Source organism: Neobacillus sp. GCM10027624 (assembly GCF_042675345.1).
Classification (GTDB): Bacteria; Bacillota; Bacilli; order Bacillales; family Cytobacillaceae; genus Neobacillus; species Neobacillus cucumis_D.
Map to the genome: position 1 here is coordinate 1 of NZ_JBHTHD010000021.1, position 14898 is coordinate 14898.

A 14898-nucleotide genomic window follows, 5' to 3' on the forward strand; every position below is an offset into this window, starting at 1 on the left:
TACCGAACACGGAAGTTAAGCTTCTCAGCGCCGATGGTAGTTGGGGGCTGTCCCCCTGTGAGAGTAGGACGTTGCCAGGCAAATGAAAGACAACCTGAAGAGGGTTGTCTTTTTGTAGTTTAAAAAAGAAGAGCTCAGTAAGATTAAATTTTAAACAAAGGCCAGGATCAAAAGACCCTGGCTTTTTCAATTCATTAAATACTCATAAATAAGAAATGGGCCTTTCTTTAAGGTACTATTTAAAAACGATTGAATAAAAGGGAAATCTCGATTAGGCATCATTTTCGTTAACTCACTCCACCACTCCGTTTCATAGCGGGCAATCATACTTAAGTTATAAAGAAGCAGATAATGAATTAAAAGTTCCGGAAAATGGAGAAATTCACTTTTTCGGACAGGGAGAACTAGATGCCCTTTTTCCAAATGATATTTAAAGGGTGAACTCTTTTTCTGAAAAGTCCCGTTAAACATGAAAGAAAGCCCTTCTTCGGAAAATGAAATGGGATGCATAGCTTTAGATGTCAAATACTCCTTTAGTCGATTTTCTGTCATATGGTAATGGTCTAATACTTTATCAGGAATTTCAAATTGTTCTCCTTGGAAAGGTATACTTGAAAATGTCCTCGTTCCATCCAGTAAAAAAAATAAATCATCTAATTCAGGAATAAGCCTTAATAAATCCTCCATAATGACCTTTTCCCCTTCCAATTGTTTCATGTGGAACATTTTTTCTGACATGAAAGGAAAAAGTCCATTTTTTTGTAGTTTCACCTCATCATGAAAGAATTGATAATTTTGCTTTTTCCGCTTTCTTGTTGAGACACCATGCGCCAACACACTTGTAGTTTCTGGATATGCCGGGTCAATAGTTAAAATACAAGCCTTAATTAAATGAACCAAACCATAAAAGAGAAGAATCGGTTTAAGAATAATCGGAGACTTCTCTGCTTGTTCATAATAAATCTGTCCATGTTCCAGATAATATAAAAGAGCGTAACCGTTTTCATAGCTTTTTTGCTCAGGGTTATCGATCATGCGTTTTTGATAATTGCGTTTTAAAAATAGCTGACAATATTCAGCTGAAAAAAAACACGAAAAGCTTGCCCAGTCTTTATAAGAGATATCCAATCTAAGATCTCCTTTTTTTCAGAATAATCAAATTAAAACTAGTTCCTTGACAGTATTTTGTCCAATTGATAACCTACAAATAAAAAATTTTGTCCTGGAGGCCTTAAAAATGTGGGAAAATAAATTTGTAAAAGAAGGATTAACCTTTGACGATGTCTTGTTAATTCCAGGTAAGTCTGAGATTCTGCCGCGTGATGTAAATCTTCAAGTTTCGTTATCAGAAAACGTAAAGCTTAATATTCCAATTCTGAGTGCTGGGATGGATACAGTAACTGAAGCTGAAATGGCTATTGCAATGGCACGCCAAGGTGGTTTAGGCATTATCCATAAAAATATGACCATTGAACAGCAGGCCGAGCAGGTTGAAAAAGTAAAAAGGTCAGAAAGCGGCGTTATTACGGACCCATTTTTCCTCACTCCTGAACATCAAGTATATGATGCAGAGCACTTAATGGGGAAATATCGGATTTCAGGTGTTCCAATTGTCAATAATGAAGAGGAACAAAGACTAGTCGGCATCATCACAAATAGGGATCTCCGTTTTATCCAGGATTATTCCTTTAAAATTTCAGATGTAATGACAAAGGAAGATCTTGTAACGGCACCTGTAGGGACAACATTGAAGGAAGCAGAAGAAATTTTGCAGCAGCATAAAATTGAAAAGCTGCCGCTAGTAGATCATGATGGGGTATTAAAAGGGTTAATTACCATTAAGGATATAGAGAAGGTTATTGAGTTTCCGAATTCAGCAAAGGATCGCCAAGGCCGCCTACTGGCTGGAGGAGCTGTCGGAGTTACAAAAGACACCATGATGAGGGTAGAGGCCCTTGTTAAAGCGAATGTGGACGTCATAGTAGTCGATACAGCCCATGGCCATTCCAAGGGTGTCCTTGATACAGTAAAACAAATTAGAAGTGCCTTCCCGGATTTAACTATTATTGCAGGGAACGTTGCAACAGCAGAAGCAACAAAAGATTTGTTTGAAGCTGGTGCCGATGTGGTTAAAGTGGGAATCGGACCAGGTTCTATTTGTACAACCAGGGTTGTCGCTGGTGTAGGGGTTCCTCAGATTACAGCTGTTTATGATTGTGCAACCGAAGCAAGGAAACATGGCAAGACCATCATTGCTGATGGAGGAATCAAGTACTCCGGTGATATCGTTAAAGCACTTGCAGCTGGAGGCCACGCAGTTATGCTGGGAAGTCTGCTAGCGGGTGTATCAGAAAGTCCCGGGGAAACAGAAATTTTCCAAGGCAGAAGATTTAAAGTCTATCGTGGAATGGGCTCTGTTGCTGCTATGGAAAAGGGTTCAAAAGACCGTTATTTCCAAGAGGATAATAAGAAGTTTGTACCAGAGGGTATTGAAGGCCGCCTGCCTTATAAAGGCCCATTAGCGGAAACAGTTTATCAGTTAATTGGCGGATTACGTTCTGGTATGGGATATTGCGGGACAAAGGATTTAGAAGCATTACGAAACAACGCTCAGTTTATTCGGATGACAGGCGCCGGATTAAAAGAGAGCCATCCGCATGATGTCCAAATAACTAAGGAAGCACCAAACTATTCTTTATAAGCCAAGCAGTATGTAACATAGTAAGGAGGGACTATACCGCCCTCCTTTTTATTTTTGGAAAACAAATAGGTCTTTGCTCTGTCTATGATTTGAATGGGAGTTATGTTAAAATAACCAAGGTGTATAAATTCGTTGGAGGGCATTATAGTGAATAAATATTTTTATCGAAAAAGTATTTCGGGCTTATTAGCATTAATTATGTTTTTTAGCCTGTTTTCAGGCTTAAATAAAGCAGAAGCACAAGCGCCATTAAAGGTGAATGCAGATAGTGCAATTATTGTGGACGGAGAAACCGGAAAGGTTTTATACCAACAAAATGCTGACAGTTTACTTGGTATTGCCAGTATGTCAAAAATGATGACTGAATATATCCTGCTTGATGCCATTAAACATGGCAAGGTGAAGTGGGATCAACAATATTCTGTGAGTGAGCTTGCTTATAAAATTTCACAAAATCGAAACCTATCAAATGTTCCATTAAGACGTGATGGTAAATATACAGTAAGAGAATTATATCAGGCAATGGCTATTTACTCTGCCAATGCTGCGACAATCGCTTTAGCAGAAGTGATTGCTGGCTCAGAAACAAACTTTGTAAAAATGATGAATGATAAAGCGAAAGAATTGGGTTTAAAGAACTATAAATTTGTTAACTCTACAGGTTTAAATAATAGTGATTATTTTGGCCAGCAGCCTGCAGGGACAAGCGCTGACGAAGAAAATGTCATGTCCGCCTATTCAGTTGCACAATTAGCTTTCCGCTTAATTCATGATTTCCCCGATGTATTAAAAACAGCAAGTATTCCTACAAAGAAGTTTAGAGAAGGTACAGATGACGAAATTAAAATGGATAACTGGAACTGGATGCTGCCAACATTAATTTACGGTTATCAAGGCATGGACGGGTTAAAAACAGGAACTACAGATTTTGCAGGAGCTTGTTTTACCGGGACTGCCATGAGAGATGGAAAAAGATTTATTACAGTTGTGCAGAATGCGAAAGATGCAAATGGAGCTACAAGTGATAAGAAGTCCCGTTTTGAAGAAACAAGAAAGATGATGGACTATGCCTTTAGTAATTTTAGCAAGGAAGAGATTGTCCCTTCCCATTTTCAAGTAAAGGGTCATAAAACCTTACCTGTGATTAAAGGTAAAGAAGACAGTGTTAAAATTTACTCCAAGTCAGCCATTGATATGATGGTTCTAAATGGCGAAAAACAAAATTATCAACCAGAATTGGTATTAGATAAAAATAAAATTAATAAAGATGGTGAATTAACCGCACCAATTAAAAAAGGTGAAACCATTGGCTATTTGACGATTAAATCCAAAAAGGGCGACAAACTAAGTTACCTGAACAGCCAAGGGGAAAAGAGCATTAAAGTGGATGTGATTGCAGCACAGGACGTAGAAAAAGCAAATTGGTTTGTTCTCATGATGAGAGGAGTCGGCAGCTTCTTCGGAGATGTGTGGGGCGGCATTTCTAAAACAGTTAAAGGCTGGTTTTAGAGGAATTTAAATCTTCATAATTAACTGTTTAACTTGGATTCATGTCTTGACATGGATCCTTTTTTGTTGCTATTGCCTAAGGGAGAGGAAACCCTTATAGAGATGGTTAAAGAAGTAAAGGCAAAACATCTTGTATAATTTGGTTGCAATTAGTGGATAATTATAGTAGATTATTAAATACAAATCCTTAATATGTTTAAAGCAATGAGAGGAACTAGTAGCAGGAGTTTATTCTTAAGAGAGCCGGTGGCAGGTGGGAACCGGTGAATGGCGCTTGTGAATCCATCCTCGAGCAAGGTATGGAACCCTCCGATAAGGAGGCAGTAAATACTTTCGGCAGAAACCGTTAATTTTTTTCAAGGTGGGCAGACGTATTCTGTCAACCAGGGTGGTATCGCGGGTAACTCTCGTCCCTGTTTTTAGGGGCGGGAGTTTTTTATTTTTTAGGCGCTGTTAAACTTGGCTGTTGATTTACGCTCTAGGAGCTTCAATCACCAGGTGTAAAATCAAATGGTCATTAACACGGCCTATTTCAAAAAAAGGAGTGGAAATATATGCTTGATATTAAATTATTAAGAGCTAATTTTACTGAAGTAAAAGAAAAACTTCAGCACCGTGGTGAGGACTTAACAGACCTTGGAAAATTTGAAGAACTGGATCAAAAAAGACGTGATCTAATTGTTGAATCTGAACAACTGAAAAGCAAGCGGAACGAGGTTTCCCAACAGGTGGCTGTTTTAAAGCGTGAAAAACAGGATGCTGACCATTTAATCAAAGAGATGCGCGAAGTTGGCGACAGAATTAAAACATTAGACGATGAGCTCCGCGGTGTCGAAGAAACATTGGAAATGTTATTGTTAAGCATTCCAAATATTCCCCATGAAAGCGTACCGGTTGGGGAAACGGAAGACGATAATGTAGAAATTAGACAATGGGGTAACGTACGGGATTTCGCTTTTGAACCAAAGCCGCACTGGGATATTGCAGATCACTTGGGCATCCTTGACTTTGAACGCGCGGGCAAAGTCACCGGCAGCCGCTTTGTGTTTTATAAAGGCCTTGGTGCTCGTTTAGAGCGTGCACTCATGAACTTCATGCTGGACCTTCATGTCGATGAACATGGCTACAAGGAAATACTACCTCCATATATGGTGAACCGCACAAGTATGACAGGAACAGGTCAGCTTCCAAAGTTTGCCGAAGATGCTTTCTTAATTGAAAGCGAGGATTATTTCCTGATTCCAACGGCGGAGGTGCCTGTTACTAATCTTCACAGGGATGAAATCTTAAGCGGTGAGGAGCTCCCTATCCGTTATGCGGCTTATAGTGCATGCTTCCGCTCAGAGGCTGGTTCTGCAGGCCGTGATACCCGCGGCCTCATTCGCCAGCATCAATTTAATAAGGTTGAATTAGTCAAATTTGTTAAGCCGGAAGACTCTTACAATGAGCTTGAAAAATTAACGAATGATGCGGAGAAGGTCCTTCAATTACTTGAACTCCCATACCGAGTATTAAGCATGTGCACAGGTGACCTTGGCTTTACTGCTGCGAAAAAGTATGATATTGAGGTATGGATTCCGAGCTACGAAACGTTCAGAGAAATTTCTTCTTGCAGTAACTTTGAAGCGTTCCAGGCAAGACGTGCAAATATTCGTTTCCGCCGTGATCCGAAGGCTAAGCCTGAGCATATTCACACCTTGAATGGTTCAGGACTTGCAATTGGCAGAACCGTAGCGGCTATTTTAGAAAATTATCAACAGGAAGACGGCAGTGTGGCAATCCCTAAGGTTTTACAGCCATATATGGGTGGCCGCAGTGTGATAATTCCAGAGTAAGGTGTATTTCGGACGGAGTTTTTCCGTCCGAAAGATTTCACTATTTTTGTTTGACACTGAGAAAGATATATGATAAATTAATTTTTGTTGTCACGGAGGAATACCCAAGTCCGGCTGAAGGGATCGGTCTTGAAAACCGACAGGCGGGTTAAACCGCGCGGGGGTTCGAATCCCTCTTCCTCCGCCATAACTTTACTTAAATCGCGCATAAAAACTGGAGATAAAAAAATCGTTACAATTTATTGTAGCGATTTTTTTATGCACTTTTTTAGGGTTAAGACAGTTTAAATAGTTCACTGTAGAGAAAAGGGGCAAGGAATCAAGCGTTGATAAAGGTTATAGTGCCGGTAAAGAAGGGAAATTAGAGGGTGCGGTCACTAAGAAGTCCTCATAGTGCCCGCAAAGAGGAAAAAGTAGAGGCTGAGGTCACTAACAAGGCCTCATAGTGCCAAAGATAAAGAAAAAAATCAGAATAAAGCCTCAAGGACTTCATTAAAAAAGCACATATTGGGTTACCCAATATGTGCCGTTTCTTTATTTAAGATTTCATTTAGCTTTCCTTCGACCTCGCGGCAAACCTTTTTAGCATCCGCGTTACTTTTCACAACATCGGTAGTGTCCATATCAATTATAAGGACTTCACTCGCGTCATATTGATTCAATACCCACTCATCATAGCCCTTCCACACCTCAAAGTAGTATTCTTTCAATTCAGGATTAATTTCGAAGCTGCGGCCGCGCGCCATGATGCGGTCAATTACCGTATCAAACGAACCTTTTAAGTAGACCATTAAGTCTGGAGCCTTTTTAGGGAGCTCCTTTAATTCTTCCATCATATTTTCAACAAGCTCTTCATATATTTTAAATTCCAGGTCTGAAATTCTGCCTAGATTCTTATTTACATATGCAAAATACCAATCTTCATAAATGGAGCGGTCCTGAATCGTGTAAACCGGTTCTCTCCAATTAATGCATTCTTTCACTGTTTTAAAACGTTTATTTAAGAAAAATAACTGTAAGAGGAAAGGGATTCTTTTGGCATCCAATTCTTCTGGAGTCAATTCATAATAGAGCGGAAGGATTGGATTATCGTCCACCGCTTCATAGAACACCTTACTTTCGATTCCTTTATTTTTAAAGTGCGCACTTAAAGTGTCAGCTACACTTGTCTTTCCCAAGCCAATCATACCACCGATAACAATACTCACGAACATCCCCCTGTTCTTATAATGTATTAGACCAACTGTTCTGTTTTAATGAATTCGATAGTTTTTTAATAATATGCTGTAAGTCCTCTTCACTTTTTACAAAATCTAACGCATCACCGTTAAAGCGGAGAACGGGTATTTCTGGATGTTCCTGTTCAAAGCTTGCCAGAGCATTTTCATAATCAATTGAAAGCTGCTCTAAATACAATGGGCTGATATTTTTCTCAACCTCTCGTCCTCTGAGCTTGATTCGCTTTAATAATGTATCAAGGCTTGCATTCAAATAAATAATGACATTAGGCTTTGGCATATCGGAAGTCAAAATTTGATAAATTTTGTAGTATTTCTCGTATTCTTGTTTATTCAGGGTCCGAGAAGCAAAAATTAAATTTTTAAAAATATGATAGTCAGCTACTACCGCCTGATTTTTGCTTAAATAATGGGTGTTGATATCCCCTAATTGTTTAAAGCGATTGCAGAGAAAAAACATTTCCGTCTGGAAACTCCATTCCTCTATATTTTCATAAAATTTCCCCAAAAATGGATTCTCATCAACAATCTCTTTTAATAAAGCAAAATGAAAATGCTCCGAAACGGCTTTTGCAAGAGATGTTTTCCCTACACCAATCGGCCCTTCAACGGTAATAAAGGGTGTATCTCCCATTGAATATCCTCCCTCTCCACTGCCTGATCTTTCTATAATGAACCAGTCTAAAAACCGGGTCTTTTTTACTGTCTTTATAAAAGTGACACAAAGAATATTTTATCATAATCTTAAGCAGGAAGGGATATGGAATATTTTTGAGGATGTTGGTTTTTGTCGAATAAAAAGAAAAACTGCCGAATATAGGCAGTTTATGTTCTTTTTGTTACATTAAAATTGTCAACGATTAACAGCCAGTTTTGCGGGAAGGACAAACCAAGTTTCCAATAACTCATTCCTCGTAAATTTAATTCCTTAATTAAGTCAAATTTTGCCTGGATGGAGCGGGCATCTTCAAACCAAACTTCATGCTGCTTGCCATTCTCGGTATATCTAAAAAACGGTGCCTGTGCCTTTGAATCATATTCAATCGGCACATTATGACTGGCAGCAAGCTGAATAGCCTGTTGCGGGCTTACTGCTTTTGCAATTGACCCTTGAACAAACGGCAGGGTCCAATCATAACCGTAAAGATTTTGACCCATAAGAATTTTATTTGAAGGCATTTCACTGATAGCGTACTCTAAAACCTTCCTTACAGGTCCAATCGGGGAAACAGCCATCGCAGGGCCGCCGCTATAGCCCCATTCATAAGTCATGATGACGACAAAATCAGAAATTTGTCCATGCGCCTTATAATCATGTCCTTCATACCATTTTCCTTTTTGTGTCGCGCTTGTTTTCGGCGCAAGTGCAGTGGACATTAACCAGCCTTCACTTTTAAAACGGGCCTTCGCCTTCCGTAAGAACGTATTATAGGCTTCCTTGTCGGCAGGGCGTAAATATTCAAAGTCAAAATGAATATCCCGGAAGCCATACTTTTTAGCCGTTGCGACAATATTATTTAAAAATTTATCCTGAATGGCTATGTCCGTGAGTAAAATCCGCCCTAATTCGTCACTAAATTGATCATTCTCCTGGTTGTTGATTACCATCATCAGGACCACTTGGTGGGATTTTGCAATGGATGGGAAGTTATTTAATAATGGTTCCTTTAATGTTCCGTCACGGTGGACCTGGAAGCTAAAAGGAGCTAAATAGGTTAAGTATGGTGCTGCCTCACGAGCACTGCTTTCGAGTGCAGGAGCAACAGTGGTCCCGCGTGGTTCAACATAGGCATTAAAATCTGCCGGCCTTTTTTTACTTTGTGGGATATAGAGCCGTAGACCTACAGAGAGCGGTTGTGTGGCTGAAATTCGATTAATAGTGGCAAGCTGCTGATAAGGAACTCCCACCTTTTGTGCAATACTATATAGGGTCTCTCCCTGTTTAACAGTATAAAAACTCCCGATAATTGGAATCACAATTGCCTGCCCAATTACAAGATTATTTGGATTTGGTAATTCATTCGCATCGATGATATCTTGAACGGTAGTACGATAAGCCCGGGCAATTGTTGTTAAGGATTCATTTCTTTGAACCACATGAATTTGCATGCTTTTCCCTCCTAACGCACATACGCTACAACAATCATATGAGCGCAAAAGAGGTTACATGATATAATTTTTATCAGTTGCGGGCTGAATATTTGCTTTTAGTACATTTTGCATCATTGTTAAAGCATATTGATTATCTTGGTCATCTGCAGAGGCGATGCAGTTTTTCGGGACATAAAGCTGGAATTCTCGCATATAGGCGTCATTTGCGGTAAACAAAACACAAATATTTCCGGCAATGCCGGAGAGAATCAATGTGTTCACCTTTAATTGGTGGAGCAGAGTATTTAAAGCAGTACCGTAAAAAGCAGAATGCTTTGGCTTAATTAAAAAATAATCATGTTCTTCCGGAAGCAATATTTCAAACACAGGTTGACTATAATGATTTCTACAGAGGTTAATTATTTTTGTATATTCTGCCTGCCATAAATTATAGTGATCATTAATAAAAATGACCGGCAGACCTTTTTCATTAAAGTTCTTCTTTAACTTTTTAATAGGATGGGCAATTTCTAGGGCCTTTTTTGCCAAAATCGGTCCGTGGGAAAAATCAAAGTTATTAATCATATCGATAATAATAAGTGCAGGATGGATTTCCTTCATGAATTATCTCCTCCTAATTATAGTTTGGAAGGAGGTAATAAATCTTATCCTTGAAAGGAACAAATGATGACGGTGAATATAAATCAAGATGAATACTATATGAAAGAAGCAATAAAGGAAGCAAAGAAGGCGGAGACACTAAACGAGGTTCCGATTGGGGCTGTCATTGTCCTGGGGGAAGAAATCATTTCTCGTGCCCATAATTTAAGAGAGAATGAACAATCCGCCATTGCACATGCAGAACTGCTTGCGATTGACCAGGCCTGCCATGAAATAGGATCATGGCGACTGGAGGATGCTACCCTTTATGTAACATTGGAGCCTTGCCCAATGTGTTCCGGTGCTATCATTTTGTCTCGAATCAAAAGAGTGGTATATGGGGCACCTGATCCAAAGGGGGGTTGTGCCGGTACCTTTATGAATCTTCTTCAGGATGAAAGATTCAATCACCAAAGTGAGGTTATAAAGGGAGTCTTGGAGGAGGAATGTGGTCAATTGTTGTCCTCCTTTTTTCGCGCAATTCGGGAGAGGAAAAAGGCAGATAAGCGTAAGGAAAAGCAAATGCAGATGGATGGACTTACAAATATTAACATCGAATAGACGTTGCATTTTCCTTTGAATGTTAGTATACTAAAAAAGTGTCAGATATGACGCACTAATATTGTTTTCAACTTTGCCGTGCTAGGCGGGGAGGTAGCGGTGCCCTGTACTCGCAATCCGCTCTAGCGAGGCTGAATCCCTTCCTGAGGCTCGTGACCTGTAGGGTCTGCCTTAAGTAAGTGGTGTTGACGCCCGGGTCCTGCGCAATGGGAATCCATGAACCATGTCAGGTCCGGAAGGAAGCAGCATTAAGTGGACGCTCTCATGTGCCGCAGGGTTGCCTGGGTCGAGCTAACTGCTTAAGTAACGCTTATGGGCGCCAGTCGAAGGAAGGTGCACGGCAGTTTAATTACATATTTCTTAACAAATTACTTATCTCAGAAAAAATGGGATGAGTTTTTTTGTATATTCTAATATTTTCACTTCTTAAATAGATACGTTATAATGAGAAAAGCAGAAGCCTAGACAAAAGTTAATGAAAATTTGAGAAGGGGGCGATGTCCATTGGCTTATCAGGCTTTATATCGTGTTTGGCGGCCTCAAACCTTTATTGATGTCGTAGGACAGGAGCATGTGACCAAGACATTGCAAAACGCCCTGCTTCAACAGAAAATTTCACATGCTTATTTATTTTCAGGCCCAAGAGGAACAGGGAAGACCAGTGCAGCTAAAATTTTGGCAAAAGCGGTTAATTGTGAGCATTCACCTGTTGCAGAACCGTGTAACGAATGTGCTGCATGCCGGGGAATTACAGATGGAACAATCTCGGATGTTTTGGAATTTGATGCAGCTTCAAACTCACGCGTTGAAGAAATGAGAGACGTACTCGATAAGGTAAAGTTCGCTCCCAATGCCGTCAAATATAAGGTCTATATCATTGATGAAGTGCATATGCTATCCATTAGCGCCTTCAATGCCTTATTAAAAACGTTAGAGGAACCGCCGAAACATGTAATTTTTATCTTGGCGACAACCGAGCCTCATAAAATCCCGCTAACGATTATTTCAAGATGTCAGCGTTTTGATTTTAGACGGATTACAGCTGGGTCGATCGTAAAGAGAATGAAGCTAATTGTCGATGAAACGGGTGTGGATTGCGAGGAACAAGCACTGCAAATGATTGCCAGAGCAGCAGAAGGTGGTATGCGTGATGCATTAAGCTTACTGGATCAGGCGATATCGTTTAGTCAAGACCGTGTAACAGTAGAGGATGCACTAACTGTAACAGGGTCTGTGTCACAAGGGTTTTTATATAAGTTGGCTCATGCTTTTCAAGAAAAGGATGTTGCAAGTGGATTAGAAGCGTTAGAGGAACTTTTATTTCATGGAAAAGACCCGGCTCGGTTTATTGAGGATTTAATTCTATTCTACCGGGATTTGCTTCTCTATAAAACTGCCCCCAATCTTGAGGAATCCTTAGAAAGAGTGACACTTGACAGTGAATTTCAAAAAATAGCGGAAACGATCCCGACTGAACAAATTTATCTGATGATTGACCAATTAAATAAGACGCAGCAGGAAATGCGTTGGACCAATCATCCGAGAATCTTTCTAGAGGTTGCAATCGTAAAGTTGTGCCAAATCGAAACCAAACATTCTGATCAGGCTGCACCTGGGCAAATCTCTCAGCTTCTTGCAAAAATAGAACAGCTTGAAGATGACCTGCGGCAATTAAAGGCAAATGGAATTCCGGCAGCACAGGAAGCTCCTGCTCCTGTACAAAAAGCAGCACCTAGAACATCAAGAAAAGGATTCCAGCCTGCTGTTGGCAAGATAAATGAAGTTTTAAAAAATGCAACAAAAAATGATATCAATCAAATTAAAAGTAATTGGGCGGAAATGCGGGCACGGCTAATGAAATCACACGCAGCCTTATTAAATGAGGCTGAGCCTGTGGCAGCTTCGTCCACTGCTTTTATTCTAAAATTCAAGCATGAAATTCACTGCCAAATGGCCATGGATAACAACCGTTTTATTGAAACGGTAATGTCTGCACTACAAGAGTTAACCGGTCATCGGTTTACGATCCTTGGTGTGCCTGAAGATCAATGGTTGTCCATTCGGGAAGGTTTTCTGAGTCATCAGCATGCTGAAGATGGAGAAGGGAAAGATTCCCAGGCGGAGGAGCAACCCCATATATCTGAAGCAAAAAAACTATTTGGTGCTGAATTTGTGGAAGTTATTGACTAATAAAAATGGAGGTAATGTAAATGATGCGTGGTGGCGGAATGGGAAATATGCAAAATATGATGAAGCAGATGCAAAAGATGCAAAAGAAAATGGCAGAGGCACAGGAAGACCTAGGTAAACAGCAAATTGAAGGTACTGCCGGCGGAGGAATGGTTACCGTCATCGTCTCCGGTCATAAAGAAGTTTTAGAGGTAAAAATCAATCCTGAAGCTGTTGACCCTGATGATGTAGAAATGCTTCAAGACTTGGTGCTTGCTGCAACAAATGATGCACTTAAAAAAGCAGAAGAATTAACAAACAATACAATGGGACAATTCACTAAAGGAATGAATCTTCCTTTTTAATGTCCTACATTAGCGCTTGTAGGGGTGCATACGCATTTCTAAGGAGAGGAATAATAGAAAATGCATTATCCAGAACCGATCTCAAAGCTGATTGACAGCTTTATGAAATTGCCAGGAATCGGTCCGAAAACGGCCGCTCGTCTGGCCTTTTTTGTCTTAAGCATGAAAGAAGACACTGTATTAGATTTCGCTAAGGCGCTTGTAAATGCCAAACGTAATTTAACTTATTGCTCAATCTGCGGTCATATTACTGATCAAGACCCCTGCTATATTTGTGAAGATGTCCGGAGAGACAAGAGCATCATCTGTGTTGTTCAAGATCCTAAAGATGTTATTGCAATGGAAAAAATGAAGGAGTTTAATGGTTTATATCATGTCCTTCATGGAGCCATTTCACCAATGGATGGAATAGGTCCAGAGGATATCAATATCCCTGATCTATTAAAGAGACTTCAGGACGAAACGGTGCAGGAAGTCATACTAGCAACCAACCCAAATATTGAAGGGGAAGCAACAGCCATGTACATTTCCCGGTTATTAAGGCCATCAGGTATTAAGACAACAAGAATTGCCCATGGCCTGCCGGTTGGGGGAGATCTTGAGTACGCAGATGAAGTTACTTTATCAAAAGCCTTAGAAGGTCGAAGAGAATTATAATGTACCGGGGGAATCATTCATGTTTTTTCGACGAAAAGGATGGCTTCGAAAAGAATTTGATGAAAAGCTCTTAACCCAATTGAATAAATTTAAAGAAAATTCACAGCAGCAAAAGATACTCTTGGAGAAGTGTTTTGATCCATCGGAAGAAGTTATATGTCAAACGAAGATCGCAGAAGCTAAATACTTCTTCTTAATAAGAGAAGCCAAACAGCGGAATGTGTCTTTAAAAAGATAATCGAAAAGCTATCCCATTCTTAGGTCTTTTTTAGATAACTTGTACATAGTTATTAGTAAAAGTAATCTGGGAGGGGGATAGCTTTTTTGGAACCAATTATTATAATCTCCATTTTAGGGGGACTCATTGTTATATTATTATTTTCAGGTGCTCCTTTTAAGCCGGCCCGTTTTATTGGCCAAGCTGCGATTAAATTAGTAATTGGGGCATTATTTTTATTTTTCTTAAATGTGGCAGGTAATCGATTCGGAATACATGTTCCGATAAATTTTGCCACCTCAACTGTTTCAGGTTTTCTTGGGATTCCTGGAATGATTGCCCTAGTGGCTATACAAAAATGGATCATCTAGTTTGAAACAGGCCGTTCTTATTGACGGCTTTTTCTTTTTGAAAGGTTTGTTAAACATAGTTGTTGATTTCCGCTCCAGGCGCGAGCGGTTCGTGGGCGGACCGGGGAGCTTCCTCGTCGCTTCGCTCCTGTGGGGTCTCCTCTGCCCCGTACTCCCACAGGAGTCTTCGCGCCTTCCGCTCCTATCAACGTTGTTCAAGAATCAGCATTGTCCTTTAACACAGCCTTTTGAAAAAAACTTTTAAAAAACTATTGACCTATCAAATATATTCCTGTAATATATTAAAAGTCGTCAGCGATTGACGAACGAAAGAAAAAAAGTTATTGACTTAAATAACTTTAGATGTTATATTAATAAAGTCGCTTTTGGCGATTAAGAGAAATTGATCTTTGAAAACTAAACAAACAAAAACGTCAACAAACAATAATATTCATTTCTTTCGAAATGAAGCCAACGTAACAAATGAGCTATATCAACTTTCTTGGAGAGTTTGATCCTGGCTCAGGACGAACGCTGGCGGCGTG

Annotated in this window: 14 protein-coding genes, 1 tRNA gene, 1 rRNA gene, 1 other RNA gene and 1 other annotated feature; of the genes, 12 read left to right on the forward strand and 5 right to left on the reverse strand. The window is 39.8% G+C overall.

Annotated elements, in window-relative coordinates:
* A 5S ribosomal RNA gene (rrf, locus tag ACFQZ9_RS26320) occupies positions 1–80 on the forward strand; the annotation flags it as partial.
* Between the two features lie 106 nt (positions 81–186).
* Here the strand turns inward: rrf and ACFQZ9_RS26325 are convergent.
* Entirely contained in the window at positions 187–1128 is a 942-nt protein-coding gene (locus tag ACFQZ9_RS26325; RefSeq protein ID WP_498946365.1) for a YaaC family protein, read from the reverse strand.
* 109 nt (positions 1129–1237) lie between these two features.
* Here ACFQZ9_RS26325 and guaB point away from each other — a divergent pair, with 109 nt between their 5' ends.
* The 4 genes from guaB (at position 1238) to ACFQZ9_RS26345 (ending at position 6232) form a co-directional block, all read left to right on the forward strand.
* Positions 1238–2701 (forward strand): IMP dehydrogenase, encoded by a 1464-nt coding sequence (gene guaB, locus ACFQZ9_RS26330; protein WP_198313935.1) that lies wholly within the window; start codon positions 1238–1240, stop codon positions 2699–2701.
* A gap of 198 nt (positions 2702–2899) precedes the next feature.
* Positions 2900–4210, forward strand: a complete 1311-nt coding sequence (locus ACFQZ9_RS26335; protein ID WP_498946373.1) for a D-alanyl-D-alanine carboxypeptidase family protein — start codon at positions 2900–2902, stop codon at positions 4208–4210.
* 195 nt (positions 4211–4405) lie between these two features.
* Positions 4406–4628 (forward strand) — a binding site (T-box leader).
* 136 nt (positions 4629–4764) lie between these two features.
* Positions 4765–6045, forward strand: coding sequence for a serine--tRNA ligase (serS, locus tag ACFQZ9_RS26340; protein WP_498946366.1), 1281 nt, complete (start codon positions 4765–4767; stop codon positions 6043–6045).
* Positions 6046–6139: 94 nt separating this feature from the next.
* Positions 6140–6232, forward strand: a tRNA-Ser gene (locus ACFQZ9_RS26345).
* A 325-nt stretch (positions 6233–6557) separates the two neighbouring features.
* On the opposite strand, the gene ACFQZ9_RS26350 is transcribed toward ACFQZ9_RS26345, so the two are convergent.
* From ACFQZ9_RS26350 to ACFQZ9_RS26365, 4 genes are all read right to left on the reverse strand, one after another.
* A complete protein-coding gene (locus ACFQZ9_RS26350; RefSeq protein WP_498946367.1) occupies positions 6558–7259 on the reverse strand; it encodes a deoxynucleoside kinase in 702 nt (233 codons plus the stop codon).
* 10 nt (positions 7260–7269) lie between these two features.
* On the reverse strand, positions 7270–7917 hold the full coding sequence (locus ACFQZ9_RS26355; RefSeq protein WP_498946368.1) for a deoxynucleoside kinase: 648 nt from the start codon (positions 7915–7917) through the stop codon (positions 7270–7272).
* A 191-nt stretch (positions 7918–8108) separates the two neighbouring features.
* Positions 8109–9392 carry a LysM peptidoglycan-binding domain-containing protein gene (locus ACFQZ9_RS26360; protein ID WP_198313931.1) on the reverse strand — a complete coding sequence of 428 codons (1284 nt, stop codon included), beginning with the start codon at positions 9390–9392 and terminating at the stop codon, positions 8109–8111.
* Between the two features lie 54 nt (positions 9393–9446).
* Positions 9447–9995 carry a cysteine hydrolase family protein gene (locus tag ACFQZ9_RS26365; RefSeq protein ID WP_198313930.1) on the reverse strand — a complete coding sequence of 183 codons (549 nt, stop codon included), beginning with the start codon at positions 9993–9995 and terminating at the stop codon, positions 9447–9449.
* Positions 9996–10061: 66 nt separating this feature from the next.
* Between ACFQZ9_RS26365 and tadA the strand changes: the two genes are divergently transcribed.
* The 7 genes from tadA to ACFQZ9_RS26400 all read left to right on the forward strand — a co-directional run bounded on the left by tadA (position 10062) and on the right by ACFQZ9_RS26400 (position 14374).
* Positions 10062–10595, forward strand: a complete 534-nt coding sequence (gene tadA / locus ACFQZ9_RS26370) for a tRNA adenosine(34) deaminase TadA (RefSeq protein ID WP_498946370.1) — start codon at positions 10062–10064, stop codon at positions 10593–10595.
* Positions 10596–10671: 76 nt separating this feature from the next.
* An RNA gene (gene ffs / locus ACFQZ9_RS26375) (signal recognition particle sRNA large type) lies at positions 10672–10936 on the forward strand.
* 163 nt (positions 10937–11099) lie between these two features.
* A complete protein-coding gene (gene dnaX / locus ACFQZ9_RS26380; protein WP_498946371.1) occupies positions 11100–12785 on the forward strand; it encodes a DNA polymerase III subunit gamma/tau in 1686 nt (561 codons plus the stop codon).
* Positions 12786–12805: 20 nt separating this feature from the next.
* Positions 12806–13129: a YbaB/EbfC family nucleoid-associated protein gene (locus ACFQZ9_RS26385; RefSeq protein ID WP_396954146.1), complete on the forward strand. Its 324-nt coding sequence runs from the start codon at positions 12806–12808 to the stop codon at positions 13127–13129.
* Positions 13130–13189: 60 nt separating this feature from the next.
* The gene (recR, locus tag ACFQZ9_RS26390) at positions 13190–13786 is read left to right on the forward strand and encodes a recombination mediator RecR (protein ID WP_498946372.1); all 597 of its coding nucleotides are present in this window, start codon (positions 13190–13192) and stop codon (positions 13784–13786) included.
* A 19-nt stretch (positions 13787–13805) separates the two neighbouring features.
* Positions 13806–14024, forward strand: coding sequence for a YaaL family protein (locus tag ACFQZ9_RS26395; protein WP_198313927.1), 219 nt, complete (start codon positions 13806–13808; stop codon positions 14022–14024).
* Positions 14025–14110: 86 nt separating this feature from the next.
* Positions 14111–14374 (forward strand): pro-sigmaK processing inhibitor BofA family protein, encoded by a 264-nt coding sequence (locus tag ACFQZ9_RS26400; protein WP_198313926.1) that lies wholly within the window; start codon positions 14111–14113, stop codon positions 14372–14374.
* The last annotated feature ends 524 nt before the right edge of the window (positions 14375–14898 follow it).

Coding starts and splice junctions, on each gene's coding strand:
- guaB (WP_198313935.1), top strand. CDS start 1,238: ATGTGGGAAAATAAATTTGTAAAAGAAGGATTAACCTTTGACGATGTC.
- ACFQZ9_RS26335 (WP_498946373.1), top strand. CDS start 2,900: ATGTTTTTTAGCCTGTTTTCAGGCTTAAATAAAGCAGAAGCACAAGCG.
- serS (WP_498946366.1), top strand. CDS start 4,765: ATGCTTGATATTAAATTATTAAGAGCTAATTTTACTGAAGTAAAAGAA.
- ACFQZ9_RS26350 (WP_498946367.1), bottom strand. CDS start 7,259: ATGTTCGTGAGTATTGTTATCGGTGGTATGATTGGCTTGGGAAAGACA.
- ACFQZ9_RS26355 (WP_498946368.1), bottom strand. CDS start 7,917: ATGGGAGATACACCCTTTATTACCGTTGAAGGGCCGATTGGTGTAGGG.
- ACFQZ9_RS26360 (WP_198313931.1), bottom strand. CDS start 9,392: ATGCAAATTCATGTGGTTCAAAGAAATGAATCCTTAACAACAATTGCC.
- ACFQZ9_RS26365 (WP_198313930.1), bottom strand. CDS start 9,995: ATGAAGGAAATCCATCCTGCACTTATTATTATCGATATGATTAATAAC.
- tadA (WP_498946370.1), top strand. CDS start 10,062: ATGACGGTGAATATAAATCAAGATGAATACTATATGAAAGAAGCAATA.
- ACFQZ9_RS26385 (WP_396954146.1), top strand. CDS start 12,806: ATGATGCGTGGTGGCGGAATGGGAAATATGCAAAATATGATGAAGCAG.
- recR (WP_498946372.1), top strand. CDS start 13,190: ATGCATTATCCAGAACCGATCTCAAAGCTGATTGACAGCTTTATGAAA.
- ACFQZ9_RS26395 (WP_198313927.1), top strand. CDS start 13,806: ATGTTTTTTCGACGAAAAGGATGGCTTCGAAAAGAATTTGATGAAAAG.